This is a genomic window from Neoakkermansia glycaniphila (genome assembly GCF_001683795.1).
Classification (GTDB): domain Bacteria; phylum Verrucomicrobiota; class Verrucomicrobiia; order Verrucomicrobiales; family Akkermansiaceae; genus Akkermansia; species Akkermansia glycaniphila.
Genome location: NZ_LIGX01000032.1, coordinates 136,429 through 157,066, shown reverse-complemented (window position 1 = coordinate 157,066; position 20,638 = coordinate 136,429). Strand labels below are relative to the sequence as shown.

Below are 20,638 nucleotides of genomic sequence, written 5' to 3'. Positions count from 1 at the left end.
GGCTCGGAGATGTGTATAAGAGACAGCCCCTGCCCCTGATCGCCCCCGACCACCGTATCGGCACACACACGCTCAAGGTCGATCCTGCAAAAATCGTCGGCATTGTCCACACCAACGAACCGGACGGCATCGGCGCTTTCAAGGACGGCGACCCCGTCACGGATAAAATCGGTGAAAACGTCGTAGTCTTCCTTGAAGAAGAACTGAAAAAAGGCAAAATTCCCGCCAGCTTCCTGCCCATCCAGTCCGGCGTCGGCAACATTGCCAATGCCGTACTCGCAGCGCTCGGCCGCAGCCAGGAAATTCCTCCCTTCAAAATGTACACGGAAGTTATCCAGGACTCCGTGATCGACCTCATGAAACAGGGTCGCTGCATCATGGTCGGCGGATGCTCCCTCACCGTCTCCGACGGCATGCTGGCGGACATGTACAAGGATCTCGACTTCTTCAAATCCCGAGTCATCCTTCGCCCGCAGGAACTCTCCAACAACCCGGAAATTGTCCGGCGCCTCGGCCTCATCTGCATCAATACGGCCATTGAAGTCGACCTCTTCGGCCAAGTCAACTCCACGCACTTCTTCGGCAAACAGATGATGAACGGCATCGGCGGTTCCGGCGACTTCGCCCGCAACGGCTATCTTACCATCTTCACCTGCCCCTCCATCGCCAAGGGCGGCGCCATCTCCTCCATCGTACCGATGGTCTCTCACCACGACCACACGGAACACGACGTGGACATCGTCGTCACCGAACAGGGTGTAGCCGACCTCCGCGGCAAATGCCCCCGCGACCGTGCCAAGGAAATCATCGAAAACTGCGTCCATCCCGACTACAGGCAGCTCCTGCTCGACTACATGGCGCTCACGCCGCAGGGCCACACGCCGCACAACCTCGGCAAGGCCTTCGAAATGCACAACGCATTCCTCGGCACCGGCGACATGCGCAATGCGAACTTCGCTCCGGCCGAATAAGCGAAACCGCAACCCATCCACTCAAAAAGCCCGCAGCCTCCCGCAGGATGCGGGCTTTTCAGCATTGCATCAGGCCGCCCCGCGCGGAGATTAGGCTTGCACTTTCACTGTTTCATGAAATAATAACCTCGCCCTCATGGAGGAACAAAGCACACAAACCAAGGAACCGACCAAACAGGAATGGCGGGGATTTTGGACGCTCGTCGCCGTACAGGCTCAAAACGCCTTTAACGAAAAAGCCGTCCAATTCCTCCTGATTCCCCTTGGTGTCTGGCTTTGGGGCCAAGGCAGCACGCTGGAATACACCCTCGGCGCCATCTTCGTATTACCCTACATCCTCTTCTCTCCCCTCGTCGGCTGGATATCCGACTGCTTCTGCAAGGCACGCATCATCCAAGCCATGGCCTTCATGCAAATCATCGTCATGGGGCTCATGCTCTTCTGCCTCTTCCAGCACGACATTCACGGAGCCATCATCTGGTTCACCATCTTCGCTCTTCAGGCCACCGTCCTAAGCCCAGCCAAAAAAGGCATTGTCAAAGACATGCTGGGCTCCAAATATCTGGGATTCGGTTCCGGCATCATCGAAATGAGCGTTGTCTTCGTCCTTCTGGCGGCCCAAATCGGCGTCTTCGTCTGGTACAGCTACCTGCTGGAAGCCTCCAAAACCCCGAGCATGCCGGAAGGGGACGGATGGCATGCCGCCATCGTCCCCACCATCGTCTTCCTTGCCATTGCCGTACCGGTCGCCATCGTCTCACTCATCCTCCCCCGCTACCCGCACAAACAAGGACAGGCGCGCCCCTTCACATGGAGCCTCTTCTATGAGCATTTCATCCAACTGAAATACCTCTGGCGGCACCGCCTCCTCCGCCTCAGCGAAATCGGCATCTCCTACTTCTGGTTCCTCGCCGGCTCCCTCTTCCTCATCATCATCCAGATCGCCAAAGGCATCGCCGTACAGGAAGAAGACTTCAGCGCACTGTGCGCCCTGCTCATGTCGTGGCTCAGCGGCGGCGTCATCTGCGGCGGCGTCATCGCCTCCATCCTCTGCAAACGCAAAAACGAACTCGGCCTCATCCCGTTCGGGGCCATCGGCATCACCATCTCCTGCCTCACCATGTCCTTCTTTGCTCCCAGCTCACTGGGAAGCAACATCTGCCTTGCCCTGACCGGAGCTTTCGGCGCAGCCTACCTCGTCCCCCTCAACGCCTTCCTGCAGGACAACTGCGACCCCGCGCACCGGGGCAACATCATCGCCGCCGGCAACCTGATGGACTCCCTGATGGGACTCGTTGCCGTCGGAGCCATGCTCGTCCTCAATGAACTCGGCATCCCGGCCCAGGGGCAGTTCTTCCTCCTGTTCCTCCTGAGCCTCGGCATCACCATCGTCACGCTGCGACTGATACCCCAGGAATTCATCCGTATGGTCGGCATCTGGCTGATGCGATGCGTCTACCGCCCGCGCATCATCAACGGCGACCGCATCCCGGAAACGGGCGGAGCCCTGATTGTCGTCAACCACGTCACCTATGCCGACGCCCTCTTCGTCACCCTCCTCAGCAAACGTCCCATCCGCTTCATCGTCGCGGAGGAATTCGCGGCCGTACGCTGCGTCGGCTGGATACTGGAAATATTCAACTCCCTCCCCATCTCCACCAAAAATCCGCGCGAAGCCATCGCCAAGGCGGCAGAAGGCCTCAAGGCAGGAGACCTCATCTGCATCTTCCCCGAAGGACAACTCACCCGCACAGGCTGCCTGAGCCCCATCCGCCGGGGACTTGAGATCATCGCCCGCCGGGCACAGGCTCCGATTATCCCCGTGTACATGGACGGCCTCTGGGGCAGCATCTTCTCCTTCTTCGGCAACCGCGTCTTTACCAAAAAACCGCAGCACATCCCCTACCCGTTCACAGCCGCCATCGGCACCCGAATGGATGCGGAAACAACTGACAGCCAGTCCGTCCTCAAGCAATTCCGTCGATTATCCTGCATCTGTCTTGAAGCCAGCTGCTCTACCGGCAAGGACAGCCTTCTTCAGCGATTGGAAAAACGGGGCAACAAGCCGCTCGTCCACTGGAACGGAGGATTCCTGACAGGACTGCAAATCGCCGCCGCCGTCATCGACAACCAAATACCCAAGGAATACCCGGCTCTGGCCGCCCGATGGCTCTCCATCCTCCTCAGATCAGTTCAGGACACCGTCGATTTCCAGAGATACTGGATGAACGCACAGCAATTGACGCGCGTCAATGCGCTCATGCCGCAATCCGCCCTTCTGACCACCATCGGGCACGACGAACCGCATGAAGAAACCGTCGCCGTCCTTTGGCCCATCCTCACCCTCACGCCCGTACATCTGATCGAACAGGCCACCACGCCCATCTCCTCCTCCATTGGGCAAATGGCAGGTTCCCAGCACATGCGCCGCCTCCTGCTCTCCGTCATCCCTCCCAAGCAGGTACCCTTCTACGACTTCAGCGAAGGTTCCGACATCAGCACGCCCAATATGCGCTGGAGACCTTGCCACGCCACGCCAGCCGGCATCGTCATCTCCATGTCGATGATGAAAAGCGTCTTCAAACTCGGAGACGGCACTGTCCAGCTCGGTATGCGGGCCCGCACGCGCGGCCTACTCCTGCCGGGTTACCGCATCAGCGCACAGGGCAGCGCCATCAAAGGGCCGACTCTCGCCATCCCCTACCCCGTTCCGCCCCACATCTACATCGATGAAAGCGGCTTTCTGGCCGAACTCACAAAAGAAGACCAGACGTCCCGCGACTCGTCCGAACCGTGAATCGGCCGTAGCGTGACTGCACATCCCGCCTTTATCCGGCCTGTCGTGATTAAGTCTTGACACAAGGCACCTATTTGCTTAAGAAAGGTGAAGTAATTTTTACGTACCATGGCGCCTTCTCCCTCCCGGCAACCCGAGCCGCAATATCGGCAAATGGAACTCAACCCGCAAGCGGCTGACGGGGACATTCACTCCCCCGCAAACGTCAACCGACAGGTTGCGGCTGCCGCGCGGCAGATCGAGCTGCTCGAGGCACAAAAAAGGGCGCTGGAAGAAGTCAACCAGCAAAAGGACTCCTTCCTGTCCGATCTCAATGAAACCGGACTCAAGCTTCACAATACCATTCGCCGCATGGACAAGGAACTGGAATCCATGCAAAAGGAGCAGAACGAAATACAGGAAGCCTGCGAATGCTTCCGCAAACACATCCAGATACTCTCGGCTCTTAATCCCCAGCACTGGGCCAAGGATACGCTGCAGGAAAGGCTGCGCGACGCCATCCCCAAGCTTGAGCGCGCCGAAAACGATTACCGCGAAGCCTTGGCCCATGGCCGCCGTTTCCACCATACGGACATCCTCCGCAAAATCAAACGCAGCAACGAATCACCCTTCTCCCGTGAACAACTTGGGCAGCATTTCATGGACGGCATCGCCTTCCACCTTCCTCTCGCCCTCTTCCTCCTGATCGCCTGGCTTATATACCTCATCTTCCGCTAACTCATGGCTTCCCGCAAATCGAAATACGCACCGCTTGACGAACTGGATCTCCGCCAGCAACAAATCGACAAGGAACTGGCCGACCTCCGCGCCTTCGTGCAAGGAGCTCCTACCCGTATTCAGGAAATGGAAAACACGCTGAGCGCACCCGAAGACATCCTGACCAAGCGCCAAACACGCCGCATCAAATGTGCCGTCGACAAAGGTCACGTGTACAACACCCGCCGCGAGCTCAAGGAAAACACACTCCTCCTCCTCCTCCTGGTTGCCTCCATCATCGCATCCCTTTGCTGGCTGCTCAACCTTCTGAACCAGGCCTGATACCTCCGATGAACAAACCCCTCATAGATGTCGCCTACATTGCCAAACTGGCACGTATCGAACTGACAGACGAAGAAACCGCCCGTTTTACCGAAGACCTCTCGCAGGTCCTCGACTACGTCACCCAGCTCCAACAGTGGGATACGGACGGAATCGAACCGATGTATCATCCCGTACCGACATTCGATGCACTGCGTTCCGATGAACCGCAACCAGGCCTGACGCCGGAAGACGCTCTCATGAACGCACCTCAGGCATCCGCTCAACAAATACGCGTCCCGAAGGTCGTCGAATCGGCTTAAATCACATCTCCACGAAATCATGCCCAGGCAACTTGGAACACTCGCATCATGGCGCGCGCAATTGCGTGCCGGCAGCACCACTCCCGCCGAACTCGTCCGGCTCGTCGCAAAAGCCATTGAAGAACGCGACGCGACAACGCACGCCTACATCTCGTTCGACACGCAGAAAGCAGTCAAGCAGGCCGAACAGGCCGATGTTCGCAGTGAGCTGGCCGGCATACCCATCGCCATCAAGGACAACATCTGCATCTACGGCGAACCGACGCGTTGCGCTTCCAAACTGCTGGAAAACTTCATTGCCCCCTACGATGCTACCTCCATCGCCAAACTCAAGGCAGCCGGAGGCATACCCTTCGGACGCACCAACATGGACGAATTCGCCATGGGATCGACCGGAGCCAACTCCGCATTCGGTGCCACCGGCAACCCGCATAATCAGGAACATGCCCCCGGTGGTTCCTCCAGCGGTTCGGCGGCAGCCGTAGCGGACGGAACGGCCATCGCCGCACTCGGCTCCGATACGGGTGGCTCCATTCGCCAGCCTGCCGCGCACTGCGGCATTGTCGGCCTCAAACCGACTTACGGACGCGTCTCGCGCTACGGCCTCGTAGCCTTCGCCTCCTCTCTCGACCAAATCGGCACTCTGACCCAGACGGTTGAAGACTCGGGCATCCTTCTCCAAGCCATTTGCGGCCACGACCCGCACGACTCCACCTCCAGCAACCGGGAAAGCGAAGACTTCACGGCCAGGCTCGGCCACGACATCAAAGGCATTCGCATCGGCGTACCCAAGGAATACCGTACTTCCGGCAACCATCCGCGAATCACGGCTGCTCTCGACAAGGCCATTGCGACACTCGAATCCCTGGGAGCGGAAATTGTGGAAATATCCCTGCCCCATTCCGAAGCCGTTGTCGCAACCTATTACATCATCGCCTGCGCGGAAGCATCCTCCAACCTCTCCCGATTCGACGGCATACGTTACGGAGTGAGGGCAGACACTCCCAACGGACTGGAAGACCTGTACCGCCGCACCCGCGAAGCCGGATTCGGTGCCGAAGTCAAAAAACGCATTATTCTCGGCACCTACGTTTTGAGCTCCGGCTATTACGATGCCTATTACTCGCGCGCTCAAAAAGTCAGGGCACTCGTTGCCGAAGACTTCCGCAAGGCATATACCGAAGTCGACTACATCCTCGGCCCAACCACTCCGGCACCTGCACCCAAGCTGCACGACAGTGCCATGACGCCTCTCCAAACCTATCTGGCAGACATTTACACCATTCCGGCCAACCTCGCAGGCCTGCCCGGCATCTCCATCCCCTGCCCGGTAGACGGCGTTCTGCCCGTCGGCATCCAGCTTCTCGGCCGCCACTTCGACGAAACTGGCCTCCTGAGTGTAGCCCAAGCCATGGAGCAATCCATGAAAGCATAATCTGCTTCTGACATTCCCATAAAACGCAAGCCGGCCATCATGATGGTCGGCTTTTTTCCTTTAAGCCGGAAGAGAAGCGGCAGCTTCCTGCCTGATCATCAGCGGTACATACCGTTCACGCCTCCACATCGGCGTCAAATAACCTTCCTTCAAAGCCGTACAATACAATAACTTGGCAAATGCCACCGTAGGAATGAACGTCGAAAATTTCTGCAATGTACCGGCAGACATATACCACAGGGCGATCTGCGACACAAGAGGCACCAGAATAAACATCACGATATAATCCTCCTTCAGTCCCAGCAGGGCACGACAGGCTCGAAAACTGACGACCAGCATGGCGAGCATCAACAGAGAACAGAGAACAAGCCCCACATAACCGATACGGTTGATACATTCAATCGGCCCGCTATGCCATTGTCCGGCACGGGCAAACAATTCCAAATCACCGAATGAAATTTTACCGCGGTAAATCATTTCGGATTCATTCTTAACATCAGAAACCTTCAAACGGAAACCGTCCCCCCACATGCGATTTATAATATACCCCTCGCGGTCATCCCACGCCCAAGCCCACATTTCCTTGCGCCAATCGGCCGATTCTTCCGCCGACTCCTTGGCATCGCGAGTCACCTCCACAAAAGGCACAATAGCCAAAGATCGTTGAATACCAAAAGGCATCTCTTTCAAAACGCCCGCCGTACTCATGAAGAACAACACAAAACAGCCAGCTCCGGCAGCAAGGCATACTTCAATGAAGCGGCGGCGGATCAAAGAGATAAAACAGCAGACAACAGCCAAGCCAAGCAATTTTTCACGGAAACCCGATAACAAAATCCCGGCAACACCGCAAAGAAATAGCGGTAATCGCCAAACAGAAAGCATAATCTGGGTGAGATTGTATCGGCACAAAAGCCACATTGTTACGAAAGAACCGACCCCCACGAAACGCCCATACCGCTCAGTCTGCATATCCTCGCCATTTGCTGCACCGCCTGAATCGCTAGCTTCCAACTGCCCCAACATCAACCCGAGCAGCGTGAAGAAGATAATCACAACAAAGGCGTACCGCAGCAGCTTGCGAAGCTCTTCCATACTCGTCGGAATCATCGAGTATGTAATATAGGAAAGGAAACTGAAAATAAAAAGCACATACTCCTTCCCGCCGATGTATTCCGTATCCAGACCGCTGAACATGGCAATATCGGCCGGATTTCTGATATAAGCCTGCACCAGCAAGGCTAGAAGAACAACCATCAGCAAATCCATCAATGGCAGCCAATGCCATGTGAATTTGAATTTGCCCATCGCACCCAAGGCCAGCATGGACGGAAGGACAATCATCGTGGCGATCGCGTATTTCGGAAGAAACCCCAATCCCGGAATAGGAATGGCAATCACGGGAAACAGCAGCAACAGCCACCACACCTTCTTCCCCAACGCGACAATCGATGCCAGCACGGCAATACCGCCAAGCAGCATCAAAGGCGTTTCCTTGCCCTCGGACGCCGAGGAACCCAAAAGCAGAGCCAAAACAAGGATGCACAAGGCACCCATGACAATTTTGGCGGTTTGGGCAAACATGGCGAATCTAAAAAAGCAAGCCGGCAGAACCCGCATCGCGGATTCTGCCTCGTTGATGATGAATTACAGAGCAGACGGCAGTGTCTTGCCCAAATCCGATGCCTTGCGACCCTTGCCGTCTCCGGCGATGCGTTCCAGCAAAACATCCTTGTAGCTCATGCCACCGGGAATCAGCGGCAGCACGTGCACATCATACGGCACCATGACATCCAGCACATACGCTTCAGGAGAAGCAATCATGCGGGCTATGGCTGCGGCCAGATCTTCCTGCCTGGTGACCCGTTCGCACTTGATGCCGAATCCCGCACACAACGTGGGGAAATCGGGGTAAATAACTTCGGGCGTCTGATGGGTCGGGTCATAATCGTCATGAGCATCGGCAAGGAACGTCTGGGCACGATTGGAATCGTACTTCAAATCCTCCCACTGCACCACCATGCCAAGATGCTGATTATTCAACACAAGGCACTTGATCGGCATGCGCTCCACCTTGATCGTTGCCAGTTCCTGCACATTCATCAGGAAAGAACCGTCGCCGTCGATATTGACCACCAGCCGATCGGGATATGCCATCTGCACCCCCATGGCGGCAGGCAAACCGTACCCCATGGAACCAAGGCCGCCGGATGTAGCCAGCCTCCTCGGTTTGTCGAACTTGTAGAACTGCGCGGCAAACATCTGATGCTGCCCCACGCCCGTCGTAATAATCGGATCAAGCTCCGCCGTCTGGCGATACAGCTCTTCAATCACGGTCTGGGGGGCAATATAACCGTCGCGCTCTTCATAACTCAGGGGATACTGCTCCTTCCAATCCTCGATCTGGCGGAACCATTCGGCGCGACGGGAAACATCATAGCGTTCGCGCTTGCATCCCAGTGCTTTCAATTCGGCATTGAGCACCTGCAAGGCGTCCTTGACATTGGCACGAACCGGGTACTTGACCTTCTTGTTCTTGTTGATTTCCGAAGCGTCGATATCGACATGCACGATCGTCGCATCCGGACAGAATTTGCTGACGGCCCCCGTCACTCTGTCGTCGAAACGAGCTCCGAGCGCAATCACGAGATCGGCTTCATTCACGGTATTGTTCGCATACACGGCGCCATGCATACCCAGCCAGCGAACCGAAAGAGGATGAGTCTCCGGCATGGCTCCGATCCCCATCAGGGATGTCGCCACGGGAATCTGGGCCAGCTCGGCGAACTCGACAAGCTCATCGGAGGCTTCGGCGGAAATCACGCCGCCACCTGCATAAATGGCCGGGCGTTTGGCCGAAAGAATCAGCGGGACAAGAGCCTTCAGGCGGTCGGATGGACATTCCACATTCGGATCGTATCCCGGAAGATCCTTTTCGTCATCGAAATCCGGCACAAAAGAACCTTCCTGAAAATCCTTGGGAATATCGATCACGACAGGACCGGGACGCCCCGACTGCGCCAGATAAAAAGCTTCGTTGATCACACGGGGAATATCCTCCAGCTTCGTCACCAGATAGCTGTGCTTCACGATGGGAGCCGTCATTCCGAACACATCCGTCTCCTGAAATGCTCCTCGGCCGATCAGCGAGCTGACCACCTGTGCCGTAATGGCAACCATCGGAGTGGAATCCAGATAGGCATCGGCAATCGGCGTAATCATATTCGTCGCTCCCGGACCGGAAGTCGAAATGCACACCCCCACCTTGCCCGTCGCCCTGCCGTAACCCTCCGCGGCGAAACCGCCGCCCTGCTCGTGACGGGGCAGAATCGTCCGTATCCGGGACTCCTTGCTCAACGCCTGATGGATGGGCATGCTGGCTCCACCAGGATACGCAAAGACGACGTCGACACCCTGACGTACAAGACTTTCGACAAGGGCTTCCGCCCCGGTCATGGAGTGCTGAGTCAATGTGTCCTTATTCGAATCATTCGCTGTCATAGTATGTATCTTGATGAAGTTACGAAATTACACCCCGACCACAGAGTCGAGTATGCGGTGGCAGGGTAACAAAGAGAAAGAGTTTTGAAAAGGCTTTTCTACGTTCTAGCGTCAGAAAACACCCCTGCTATTTCCGGTCGGCAATACACTGACACACTCCCTTCTCCACACAAACGGCCATCGGCATTACCATAGAGACCTTATGAAGCATTTTTTCACGGGTCTCATTCTCGCTCTTCTGTCTTTACCCCCCCTTTTCGCACAGCATCAGACCCATACCCGAAAAACAGGAATCCTCTCTCCGACGGACAAAATCCACGCCTATTTCTTCCAGGAAAAAACGCATCGCCTCCAGGTCATCGACGAAACCGACTGCTCATCTCCGCAATACGGCTCCCTCTCCAAAGCCATGACCCGGCATAAGTGCCAGGCAGGTGTCAACGGCGGCTACTTCGGCGCGGACAAGGAAGGCACGCCTCTCGGCATGGTCGTGCAAAACGGCAAACAAATCCATCCCATCCAATCGGGAGCCTTCTCCGTCTCAGGGCTGGTGTACGACACCGGGAAAAAAATCCAGCTCGTCCGCAGCAAAGACTACCTTGCCCAAAAAGAAAAACCCATTATCGCCAACGCTCTGCAAGGAGGCCCCTTCCTCATCGAAAAAGGCCACATCGTATCGGGGCTCAACAACACGCGCCGCGCCTACCGCACCTTCATCGCCACGGACGGCAAAGGCAAATGGTGCATCGCCACCACCTCCGCCCTCACCTTGAAGGAACTGGCGGAATGGCTGCATGAAAACGGCACTCTGGGCAACTTCAACGTCCACATGGCGCTCAATCTCGACGGAGGCTCTTCATCATCCTACTGGGTGAAAACTCCGGACATCTACTACCCTTCCGTCAAAAGCGTACGCAATTACCTCGGCGTTGCGCCGAGATAGGTCTTTATCATCCTCTGTGCCTCAACCAGCGAAAGGCAAAATACAAAGATTGCCAGACAAACGGCAGTGCCAGCATGCACAAAGCCACCGTAATCACGATATGAGCACGGGAAGAAGTCGCCAAATGCACGAACAGCAGCACAATAGCCAACAGGCACCCTCCGGCTGCCGAGCCTGACAAAATCCAGGCCTGCTTCGACCGCGGTGTAATCTTCAGGGACACCAGATTGACGATCAGATACACGAAAAGAAACCCCATACTGGAAGCAGCCGTCAGCTCCGCCACCGTCAACACATTCACAAACACCAGCAACATGGTACACACAAACACGATCCCCCACATCCGCGCTCTTGGGGAAGTCGGTGCAAAACGGTTTGGCATCTCCTTCTGCTCAGCCATCAGTCCAGGCATCTCGGACACGGAAAAAACATCCGTACTCAAAGCCGACAAAGCGGAAACAATGGCACCCACGCACAAAAGAATAGCCCCGCCCGTACCCATGAACCGCTCCGCTACCGCAGAAATCAAATATGCGCTTTGCTCGGAAGCAAGAGACAGATCCGCATTACCCACCGTCGCCACCGCCATCAACACATAAAAAAGAAAAGCGACGGCCAGCGTCCCCATATATGCAATCGGAACCGTCCGTTTCGGATTGGCAAACGGTCTCTTCGACGAAGCAATCAACTCGAAGCCTTCATAGCTGATAAAAATCATCAAGCCGCCAGACACCACACTCCATGGCGTCCCCCAGTTTTCCAGAGCGAAATTGTGGCTATCCCATGTCGGAGCCAGAAAAGCGGCTACCATGAACACACCCATCACCGTCAGCTTGATAGCATTCAAACGAAGAGACAAACGGGGAATCGCCGACGCCTTGCTCAAATTCAAATAAGCCACCGCCACAATACCCAGGCAAGCAAACACCTGCGTCGCCAAATTCAACTCATTCCCCCGGAAATGGAGCAAGGAAGCCAAATACGCGCCAAATACCCCGGCAAACAAGGATGCTATACAAGCATAACAAACCACCAGCAGCAAATTCAAACAGGAAGACACATAGCCAGTACCGAAAGCAATTGTAAAAAATCCCACCGTACCGCCCCGCATCGGGTACAGAAGCGTCATACGGATATACCCGAATGCCGTCAGCACAGCCAGCACCACGCCCAAGGCATACGCCAACGGCGCGCCTCCCTGAGAACTGACAACGGCAGGCCCCATCGTCGCAAACACACCGCCTCCCACAATTGCTCCGATGCCGATGGAAAGCCCCGCTAAAACGCCGCATGGCTTTAGCTCTGCCTGCCCGGCAGAAGCCTTCGGCACATCTCCTTCGGAAGAAACATCGGAATTCTGTTCATCGTCCATACCTGCTTTTATCCCCCAATCGACTGCTGGAGGCAAGCAGATTTCCTATCTGTTTTTTACCGGCAAATACAGCAGATACAACAGTAGTGCCAAAGGCACCTGAATAGACAACAAATACCAAGGAGGCGCTCCCATATAATCCAGAATACTACCGGCAACGGGGGCTACTCGCGTAAAACCGTAATTGGTTCCCAGCCACCAATTCACCGGAACCATACATGCCAAATACGCAATCCCGATCAACTGAACACGCCACGGATCGCCACATCCGGCCCTCCATCCGAACACGATCGGCAAAGAAAGCGCCGCAACAAGAATCACGCCATGCGACAAAAAGAAGGCGAAATAACTGATCGAAGGAAAATCGCTCCCCAGAGTCGGAGTCACCAACCCTTGAACGCTCGCCGCCAACACTCCGAAATAGGCCAGAGCACACATCAAAGGACGGCGAAACCACAGCGCAAAAAAACAGGCCAGCTCCATCCATGCGCAAAAGTGCAACGGAAGGCATTCCTGCCATGATGAACAATCTCCTGAAATCGCCTTGGCAACAATACTCAGCACATAAGTACACAGGCACAGAATGCCAAGGCACCGCTCCGCAAACACCTTCCTGCCCCCGACCCAGGGGCGCACCCGAACCATATAGGCATATCCCAGCAAAGCAATGCTCGCCAGGGCGAAAACATGCGACCACGAACCGAGGATAAATGAAGAAGCTACCATGCGATTCGCCGTACAGGCACCGTTACCGTTCCACAGAACGTATGATAGACACCGTATTTCCCGGAGCCATCAGCAGCCCGAGCTCATTGCAATCCTCCACGGAAAGAAAATATCCTTTCTCATCAGGACGGCTATCGCGCGTATTGCCGACTATCAACGTGCCTGCCTTCAAATTCAACGTCTTGTTGGCCGCTGCATACGTCTGGGACTGATGGCTTACCGAAGCCCCGTCCAGACTGGCAGATTTGCTCAGAACGGATGTCTCCACATTCCCCGTCCCGCCGTCGCGCACAGCCAGCAGAGGATAGCTCGACACCAGCTTACCGCCATCCCATACCAGAATCTCCTTCATCGGAAGATTGATTTCCATCGTCAACTGCATCGGTCGCAGCAAAAGCTTCTGCCCGGCCTGCAACTTGTTCAAATCTATCGTCCCGTTCAGGTACAGCAGCATATCAATGCTCGTCTTCGTCTTTTGGGCAATCTTGAAATACGAATCTCCGCCTCTGACCGTATAGGGAACGACCGCGGGATTATCACGCGACAAATACTCACGGATATTGATCTGGGATACAATATACCGCGCCTCCTTGCCCGCAATACGCTTATCGTGCAAATACTCCTGCAGCAGGGCCGTTGCTTCCTGCAGCCGATTCTGCTTCACCAGCTCGCGGGCATGCACCAGCTGCTCCGGCCTCTTCGGCCAAAGCGAATAATTGACTTCAGCAGCGGACAACAAACCGCCCAGACCACACAAACTAAAGCAGGCCTTTGCGGCGAAAATCGAAAATATTGATTTCATGAGACTTTTGAACCATTTCAAGGGTAAACTTCAACAGGCATATCTCCCAATCGTCATCCACTCCTTCCAACACCACACGCAGAGCATTCCCGGAATGCAAGGCTTCATCCACCACCCGGCCCCGCACATCTGCCATATTCTCGTGCAGCAGCACCTCCTGCACATCCGACCGGCTGAACCGGAAACCGTATTGAAGCAGCATCTGCAACTTGGCGCCCCGGGCCTTCAACCAGTCGAAAAACTGCCTGCCATGAGCGCCGAATCCCTCCACTTCCAGATCGCGATAAGCCTCCGGCCTGATAATCTTCGGCCTCTGTGCTTCTACATGACCCGAACGCACGCGACACATCCCCACGGCATCCATGGGTTCGGACAAAAGGATAAAATCGAACCGGGTATCCCCGAAAGTATCGATACGCCGGGCAGGCTCGTAGAGAACATGAGTGTTCTCAAGAGCATACTCCATCTCTTCGTCGGGTATCGACGGCATAGTATCGCCAGAGGGTAAAAGGGCGGTTCCCTCATGAATTCAGAGAGGAACCGCCCGAAGACTTGATCTAGTGTTCAGCTATTACGCTTTGGCTTTCTCAATGTATGCGACAACATCAGCAACGGACTTGAGGCCTTCGGCTTCTTCGTCCGGCACTTCGATGCCGAATTTCTCTTCGAAAGTCATAACGAGTTCGACGGTGTCCAGAGAATCGGCGCCCAGATCATCAATAAACTTGGCATCTGTGGTCACTTTTTCGGGTTCAACGCCGAGCTGTTCGACGATGATGTCTTTCACTTGGGATTCAATGCTGTCAGACATAGTATTTGTATTTGAAGTGGCTTCATACTACCTTACGCCCCTAGCAAAGGCAACACATATTTCAATCACCTGAACATTTTTTGGGTCATGGCTGCAGGAACATCCCTACTACTCGTTTTCATCGGCGGAGGCATCGGAGCAAGCATGCGCTACCTGATGGAATTCGGCATCGTCCGCATCTTTCCATGGGATGACGGGCGCCCATGGAGCATACTCATGATCAACCTCTTCGGCTGCCTGCTCCTCGGATTGCTGGCCGGTTGGCTCGGCAGGCATCAGCAGGCGGCGCCATGGCTCTCTCCCCTACTCGTTACCGGCATCCTCGGAGGCTTCACCACCTTCTCCACCTTCGCCCTGCAGCTTGCCAAACTGTCGCTGATGGGCGAAAGCAAAACAGGGCTGCTCCTTGCACTGGCCTCCGTCCTAGGCGGTTACCTCCTCGCCGCCTCCGGTTATCTCGCTACACGCTGAATGTCAGCCTTGAACATTCAAATTAGCTACAAGTCGCATACCGTTTAGCGTAATATTGCCGTCCACAGCATCGATACGGGAAACGCCCTTTGCAATCAGCTCGGCATCACCTCCCGTCGCCACCACATACGGGCGCCCCGGCATCTCCTCTTCGATACGCACGAGAATCTCCTTCACCAAGCCCCGGTACCCGTAAATCGATCCGGCATGAATAGCCTGCTCCGTACTCTTCCCAATGGCGCAATCGGGTTCTCGAGGATCCACCGCAGGCAGAAGCGCCGTATTCCTCACCAGATAATCCCCCATTGATGCGAGACCGGGAGCAATCACACCTCCAAGGTAAAATCCGTCGTCGCTGACCACATCGAACGTCACCGCTGTTCCGAAATCGACAACCACGCTCGGTGCACCGTAATACGCCACTACACCCACTGCATTCGCCAAACGGTCCGCCCCAATCTGTTTCGGCAACGGATACCGGATTCCGATCCCCAGATTGGATTCGCAGCTCAGCACATGGAACGGACACGACAACCAATCGCATAAAACCTCCGCCACTCGAGGCACGACTGAACAAATCAGCGCAAAATCGTACTTCCACCCCTCCAAAGCCAAGGCAAGCCGCTCCCCGCACAACTCCCTCGTCGGAATCATGCAGCGCTTATCCAGCAAACCTTCCGGCGAAGAAAGGACGAACTTCGTCCTCGTATTGGAATTATCGATCAACAGATAAATCATACGTGAAAATCATCCAATTGTTGAACCAGTTCCGCAATGTGCGCAGCACCGCCCTTCATCCGCGCCTGATGCAAGCGCTGCTTCATCACGCTCCAGGCACTTCCGTCCTGATCCAGCAGGAATTGCAATGCACGACGCAGCTCGGCAGGAGTAGAAACAAACCGGCCGCCACCCAAACGGTGCAACAACTCCGTATTCCCTTCCTCCTGGCCCGGAACAAAATGATTCACCAGCACAGGCACCTCTGCAGCCAACGCCTCGTGCACACTGGCACCTCCAGCCTTACCGACCAGAACATGGTGTGATGCCAGCAACTGCGGCATACGATGCGTCCACCCCAAAATACGCACGCGATCCCTGCCCGCACGCAAAGCCGCACCATGCACGGCCCGGTACAACCGCCGCACCTTGTGCCCCAGCACAACCGTCACACGCACCTCAGGAGCAGCATCCAGCATGGCGACAAGCTCCTCTTCCACCAGAGAAGGCCTTCCCTGCGGCACATACAACACCTTGAACGCTTGCCCGGCACACCAGGACTTCGCCTCGTCCCCCGCATGCACCTTGGGAGACACGGGAAAATGCGTCACAACGACTCTATCGGGTGCAATCCCCTTCTCCTCCACCAGCAAACTCCTTGTGCCCTCATCGGAAACCGCAAACAACCGGGCATCCGACTCCAGCCATGTGCGGCTGATCGCCAAAGAATCCGTCACCACCGTCATATAGGGCACCCTGTGAACACCCTGGCGGAACAAGACATCCAACAGGTAAGGATACAACGGAAATGTACACACCACAGCATCAGGCTTCCACTCGTCAAGCATAACCCGGAGCCTCACAGCCACAGGCCCCAGACCGGGAGGCACACCGCCCGACCAGTCGGAAGTATCCGACAAATCGTACAGGCACCTCCAAAGCCACGGCACACGGGCCGTCATCCACAAATACAAACGCTTCGTCCACTTGAACACTTCCGGCAGCGCTTCGGCGCATACATCGCAAACCCTCACCTCAGCGCTCTCTTGCAAAACCTCGCCTACGGCCCGAGCCGCGCTATTGTGCCCGTCACCGTAACCGGCCGTCAATATGAGAACTCTCTTCATGAAACAATCAGGGCGCACAAACGAAAAAACCGCCCCTTCTCATGAAAAGCGGTTTGGGAAACCATATTACGGCAGCAGGGTCTTTGATCGCTGCTCCGTCACTTTCCTCTCCCGCACAAAAATCGTATCTCCCGGAAAAAGCTTGATATCTCTGTCGCGGGTACTGAAATAATCATACTCTTTAGTCACTCCGTTCCGGGTTACCAGAATATGTCGAGAACCGAAATCCGTAATATCGCCGCACTCGATCAAGGCCTCAATCAGAGTCAACTCGGCACGATACGGCAAATTCTTTTTACTGCCGACCGCGCCCGTCACATGAACGAACCGTTCGCCTGGAACTTCCTTGGAATCCACAACGACGGAAAAAACAGGTGTTGTATACACCTTTTCCTTCTGATACGCCGCCGTCAAAGCATCCTGAATCTGCCTTCCAGTCTTGCCCGCAAAAGCGATCGGAGCGGATAAATAGGGCATCCTCACCGTGCCTTTGTTATCAAGCTGGTACTTGCCGCTCACAACGGAGACATCGCTACCTGGCAAATTTTTAGCCTCGATATGAATAAAACCGCCGGGAATGGCGCGAGGCTCCACATCCTGTGCCCTGACGGAAAATGGCAGAACGCAGAACAGAACGCAACAAATAACTGCAAGGAACTGTTTCATACTGACAAGATGGCAAAGATTGCAGGCTTCTCGATTCCGCATATGGCACACAGACTACGGAAGCAATGTTTTCTCACGTCCTTCCGTAAATCCGCGCTCTTTCACAAAAATCACATCACCAGGAAAAAGTTTCACACCTCTGTCGCGCGTACTGAAATAGTCGTACTGCTTGGTCACGCCATTGCGGGTTACTAAAATATACCGCGATCCGAAATCGGTAATGTCACCACATTCGATCAAGGCCTCAATCAAAGTCAACTCCGGACGGTAGGGCAAATTCCTCTTACTGCCCACTGCCCCTGTCACGTGGACATAACGGACACCGACACCTTGGTGCTCAATACTATCGACTACAACCGAAAAAACGGGAGAAGTATAAATCTTTTCCTTCTTGTAAGCTTCCGTCAGCGCATTTTGGATCTGCCGGCCCGTCTTGCCGGAAAGACTGATCGTACCGGACAAATAGGGCATCTGTACAGTGCCTTTGCTGTCCAGCTGGTACTTGCCGCTGACAATGGTCGTATCGCTTCCCGGAAGATTTTTCGCTTCGATCGTGACGAAACCGTTAGGTACGGCACGAGGTTCCACATCCTGAGCCTTGGCGGAAAACGACAACGAACAGAACACAACACAACAGATAATTTGCAACAAATGTTTCATGATGGTATATGGATTGTTTTCAGATTAATAGAGATCGTCCCCGGGCTGATCCGTCGATTCCGTTTTTTTCGCAACCTCGGAACGCTTCGAAGAACGGGAAGTAACGGGTAAAGGATTGAGAGCAGCCGAAGGTTCGACGCCCTCCGTGGGTGAATAGTACGAATAATATGTCGTGTAATATTGATACTGCGTATCACCGGAAATATCGACATTATTCATCACAACCCCCATCAAGTGGCCACCGGCATTCTCGATCACCATCTTCTCACGCACCAAAGCCTTCATCGGCAACTTGCGAGGCTGTACCACCATGATTGTCGCATCGGCTTTGCTGACAATCAGGGATGCATCGCTGACGCCAAGCACGGGAGGACTGTCAATCAGAACAATATCGAAGCGGCGGCGCACTTCATCCAGCAATTCGCGCATGCGATACGAATTCAAAACGCCGGAAGCATCGGAAGGAGTCGGGCCTGCAGGCAGAATATACAAATTGTCCACATGCGTCTGCAAGATCACATCCTGCAGAGCCAGGTCACTCGTCAGGAAATTGGACAAACCGTATTCGCATTCCACATCGTTGTATTCGGCCAGCTTCGAGCGGCGAAGGTCGGCATCGATCATCAACGTACTGAAACCACCCTGCGCAAATACATAAGCCAAATTGCACAAGGTCGTCGTCTTGCCTTCACCTGCATTGCCGGACACCAAAGCAAGAGTCACCACATTAGTATCCTTGCGCTTCAGTTCGATATTCGTACGGAGAATACGGTAAGCTTCCGCATCGGGGCTGCTTCCGTTCATCAAATGCAGCAAACCGATATCCTGCGGAATCACACCAAGCACGGGCAGATTGAGATTGCGCTCCACATCTTCCAGCGTCTTGACAGACGTATCCATATAATTGAGAAGGAACGCTACGCCGATACCGAATACGACGCCGACCACAGCACCGAGGATCAGGTTCATCTTGACGTTCGGTGAGCTTGGCACTTTCGCCTCGCGCGCCTGTGTATGAATCTGGATAATCGGACGGCTTGCACGGCGATTCATCGTCTGATTGATATACTCGTTCTCCAGATCTTCATAACGGCTTTTCTCCGTTCGGTAATCGCGAATAGCCGACATCACCAGAATATCGGACTGCGTCTTGTTTCTGACGATTTCCGTGACCTCATCAAAAGCCCTTTTGATACTCTTGCGGCCTTCTTCCTTCAACGACAACGTCTGTTCCAAAGCATCCTTCAGTCCGACAAGTCCTTCCGTCAGTTTTTGCTTTGTGTTCTCGTGTTCCTGTACCATGGACAGCAAAGCCGGATGCTTTTCGCCATAGCCGTCCATGTGCATTTTACTCAGAGTAGATTCTTCCGTCTGGGAGCGCGTATACAACTCACGCACAGATAAACTGCCCGGAGTCGTCTCCGCCAAAAGATCCGTTTGCCTCACATAATCCATCAACTCCGAATCTTTCAACGACTTCAACTTGTTGATGTGCGTTTTCAGCTGCGTGATCTCATCATCCAACGCGGAAAGTTTGTTACGGCGCTCGGTCAGTACAGCCTCTTCATTATTGACAGTGGTAGGAATCGTATTGCCAGTATCACTCAAAAGACCGATATAATCGCTAGTCGTCATATACTTGCGCAACGTATCAGTCTTGGCAAGAAGTTCATTTTCACGGCGAGTCAATTCCTCTTGAATTGTGGCAATCGCCTTATCCAGCACCTCGTTTTCCTGCGCCTCGCGTCCTTCCTTGTAGCATTCGGTGACGGCATCGCAAATAAGCTTAACCAATGCCGGATCGGATCCGACCACCTTGACATCCACCAAGTCCTTGCCACGCACTGGCATCACTTGAATCATCCCTCGCAGAATAGAGGCGGCCGTCGCATCATCAGTCTGCCATTGCTGGGCCAGATTCAGCTTTTTGGAAACAGCCATCAGATTCATATCCGACACCAGAATTTCGAATTGCGTAGGAATATAATTTTCCGACGCATTATTCTGAAGCACCCTTTCCGCGCCTCTGCTCAGGGAAACAATGGCTCCCGGTTTTTTGATTTCAAAATTGATGACGCTCGTATAACTGGGAGGCATCAAATAGGTCGCTACGGCAGCGGCAACAAACACAAGTACAAAAACAAGCACCGCTTCTTTCCATCTATTGCGAAGAATCTGAAGGTAATCGCCTGCATGTAAGGAAGCTTCTGACTTTTGGTTTATTGCGGGAGAGGACATATATAAAGAGAATATTCAGTAAAAAGGGATGCCGCCGGAAACCTTCCCCAAGGTCCGGCAG

Annotated in this window: 20 protein-coding genes; 8 read left to right on the top strand and 12 right to left on the bottom strand. The window is 54.6% G+C overall.

The window, feature by feature from the left end; translation table 11 throughout:
- From AC781_RS09495 to gatA, 6 genes are all read left to right on the top strand, one after another.
- Window positions 1-971: acetyl-CoA hydrolase/transferase C-terminal domain-containing protein (locus AC781_RS09495; RefSeq protein ID WP_281491761.1), on the top strand; the 971-nt coding region annotated here is incomplete at its 5' end.
- A 136-nt stretch (window positions 972-1,107) separates the two neighbouring features.
- Entirely contained in the window at window positions 1,108-3,768 is a 2,661-nt protein-coding gene (locus tag AC781_RS09490) for an MFS transporter (protein WP_067777130.1), read from the top strand.
- 108 nt (window positions 3,769-3,876) lie between these two features.
- A complete protein-coding gene (locus AC781_RS09485; protein WP_141675857.1) occupies window positions 3,877-4,485 on the top strand; it encodes a hypothetical protein in 609 nt (202 codons plus the stop codon).
- Between the two features lie 3 nt (window positions 4,486-4,488).
- Window positions 4,489-4,806 (top strand): hypothetical protein, encoded by a 318-nt coding sequence (locus tag AC781_RS09480; protein WP_067777123.1) that lies wholly within the window; start codon window positions 4,489-4,491, stop codon window positions 4,804-4,806.
- A gap of 8 nt (window positions 4,807-4,814) precedes the next feature.
- Window positions 4,815-5,108, top strand: coding sequence for an Asp-tRNA(Asn)/Glu-tRNA(Gln) amidotransferase subunit GatC (gatC, locus tag AC781_RS09475; protein ID WP_067777120.1), 294 nt, complete (start codon window positions 4,815-4,817; stop codon window positions 5,106-5,108).
- Between the two features lie 19 nt (window positions 5,109-5,127).
- Complete coding sequence (gene gatA / locus AC781_RS09470) at window positions 5,128-6,543, top strand: Asp-tRNA(Asn)/Glu-tRNA(Gln) amidotransferase subunit GatA (RefSeq protein ID WP_067777117.1); 1,416 nt, start codon at window positions 5,128-5,130, stop codon at window positions 6,541-6,543.
- A gap of 60 nt (window positions 6,544-6,603) precedes the next feature.
- On the opposite strand, the gene AC781_RS09465 is transcribed toward gatA, so the two are convergent.
- Window positions 6,604-8,127: a hypothetical protein gene (locus AC781_RS09465; protein WP_067777113.1), complete on the bottom strand. Its 1,524-nt coding sequence runs from the start codon at window positions 8,125-8,127 to the stop codon at window positions 6,604-6,606.
- A 63-nt stretch (window positions 8,128-8,190) separates the two neighbouring features.
- Window positions 8,191-10,044 (bottom strand): biosynthetic-type acetolactate synthase large subunit, encoded by a 1,854-nt coding sequence (ilvB, locus tag AC781_RS09460; RefSeq protein WP_067777110.1) that lies wholly within the window; start codon window positions 10,042-10,044, stop codon window positions 8,191-8,193.
- Between the two features lie 202 nt (window positions 10,045-10,246).
- Here ilvB and AC781_RS09455 point away from each other — a divergent pair, with 202 nt between their 5' ends.
- Entirely contained in the window at window positions 10,247-10,987 is a 741-nt protein-coding gene (locus tag AC781_RS09455) for a phosphodiester glycosidase family protein (protein ID WP_067777107.1), read from the top strand.
- Between the two features lie 7 nt (window positions 10,988-10,994).
- Here the strand turns inward: AC781_RS09455 and AC781_RS09450 are convergent, their stop codons facing one another.
- The 5 genes from AC781_RS09450 to AC781_RS09430 all read right to left on the bottom strand — a co-directional run bounded on the left by AC781_RS09450 (window position 10,995) and on the right by AC781_RS09430 (window position 14,698).
- On the bottom strand, window positions 10,995-12,359 hold the full coding sequence (locus AC781_RS09450; RefSeq protein WP_067777104.1) for an APC family permease: 1,365 nt from the start codon (window positions 12,357-12,359) through the stop codon (window positions 10,995-10,997).
- A 45-nt stretch (window positions 12,360-12,404) separates the two neighbouring features.
- On the bottom strand, window positions 12,405-13,085 hold the full coding sequence (locus tag AC781_RS09445; RefSeq protein ID WP_083076903.1) for a YwaF family protein: 681 nt from the start codon (window positions 13,083-13,085) through the stop codon (window positions 12,405-12,407).
- 22 nt (window positions 13,086-13,107) lie between these two features.
- Window positions 13,108-13,887: a LysM peptidoglycan-binding domain-containing protein gene (locus tag AC781_RS09440; protein ID WP_083076900.1), complete on the bottom strand. Its 780-nt coding sequence runs from the start codon at window positions 13,885-13,887 to the stop codon at window positions 13,108-13,110.
- The gene (locus tag AC781_RS09435) at window positions 13,844-14,377 is read right to left on the bottom strand and encodes a hypothetical protein (RefSeq protein ID WP_067777095.1); all 534 of its coding nucleotides are present in this window, start codon (window positions 14,375-14,377) and stop codon (window positions 13,844-13,846) included. The genes AC781_RS09440 and AC781_RS09435 overlap by 44 nt, the downstream gene beginning before the upstream one ends.
- An 81-nt stretch (window positions 14,378-14,458) precedes the next feature.
- A complete protein-coding gene (locus AC781_RS09430; protein WP_067777092.1) occupies window positions 14,459-14,698 on the bottom strand; it encodes an acyl carrier protein in 240 nt (79 codons plus the stop codon).
- 87 nt (window positions 14,699-14,785) lie between these two features.
- Here AC781_RS09430 and AC781_RS09425 point away from each other — a divergent pair, with 87 nt between their 5' ends.
- Window positions 14,786-15,169 (top strand): fluoride efflux transporter FluC, encoded by a 384-nt coding sequence (locus tag AC781_RS09425; RefSeq protein WP_067777088.1) that lies wholly within the window; start codon window positions 14,786-14,788, stop codon window positions 15,167-15,169.
- Between the two features lie 3 nt (window positions 15,170-15,172).
- On the opposite strand, the gene AC781_RS09420 is transcribed toward AC781_RS09425, so the two are convergent.
- The 5 genes from AC781_RS09420 to AC781_RS09400 form a co-directional block, all read right to left on the bottom strand.
- Window positions 15,173-15,907, bottom strand: coding sequence for a type III pantothenate kinase (locus AC781_RS09420; RefSeq protein ID WP_067777085.1), 735 nt, complete (start codon window positions 15,905-15,907; stop codon window positions 15,173-15,175).
- The gene (locus tag AC781_RS09415; RefSeq protein WP_067777082.1) at window positions 15,904-17,013 is read right to left on the bottom strand and encodes an MGDG synthase family glycosyltransferase; all 1,110 of its coding nucleotides are present in this window, start codon (window positions 17,011-17,013) and stop codon (window positions 15,904-15,906) included. Before AC781_RS09415 ends, AC781_RS09420 begins: the two co-directional genes overlap by 4 nt.
- Window positions 17,014-17,079: 66 nt before the next feature.
- The gene (locus AC781_RS09410; protein ID WP_067777079.1) at window positions 17,080-17,679 is read right to left on the bottom strand and encodes a polysaccharide biosynthesis/export family protein; all 600 of its coding nucleotides are present in this window, start codon (window positions 17,677-17,679) and stop codon (window positions 17,080-17,082) included.
- A 54-nt stretch (window positions 17,680-17,733) separates the two neighbouring features.
- Window positions 17,734-18,339: a polysaccharide biosynthesis/export family protein gene (locus tag AC781_RS09405; protein WP_071133260.1), complete on the bottom strand. Its 606-nt coding sequence runs from the start codon at window positions 18,337-18,339 to the stop codon at window positions 17,734-17,736.
- A gap of 24 nt (window positions 18,340-18,363) precedes the next feature.
- Complete coding sequence (locus tag AC781_RS09400) at window positions 18,364-20,577, bottom strand: exopolysaccharide transport family protein (protein WP_083076898.1); 2,214 nt, start codon at window positions 20,575-20,577, stop codon at window positions 18,364-18,366.
- Window positions 20,578-20,638: the final 61 nt, after the last annotated feature.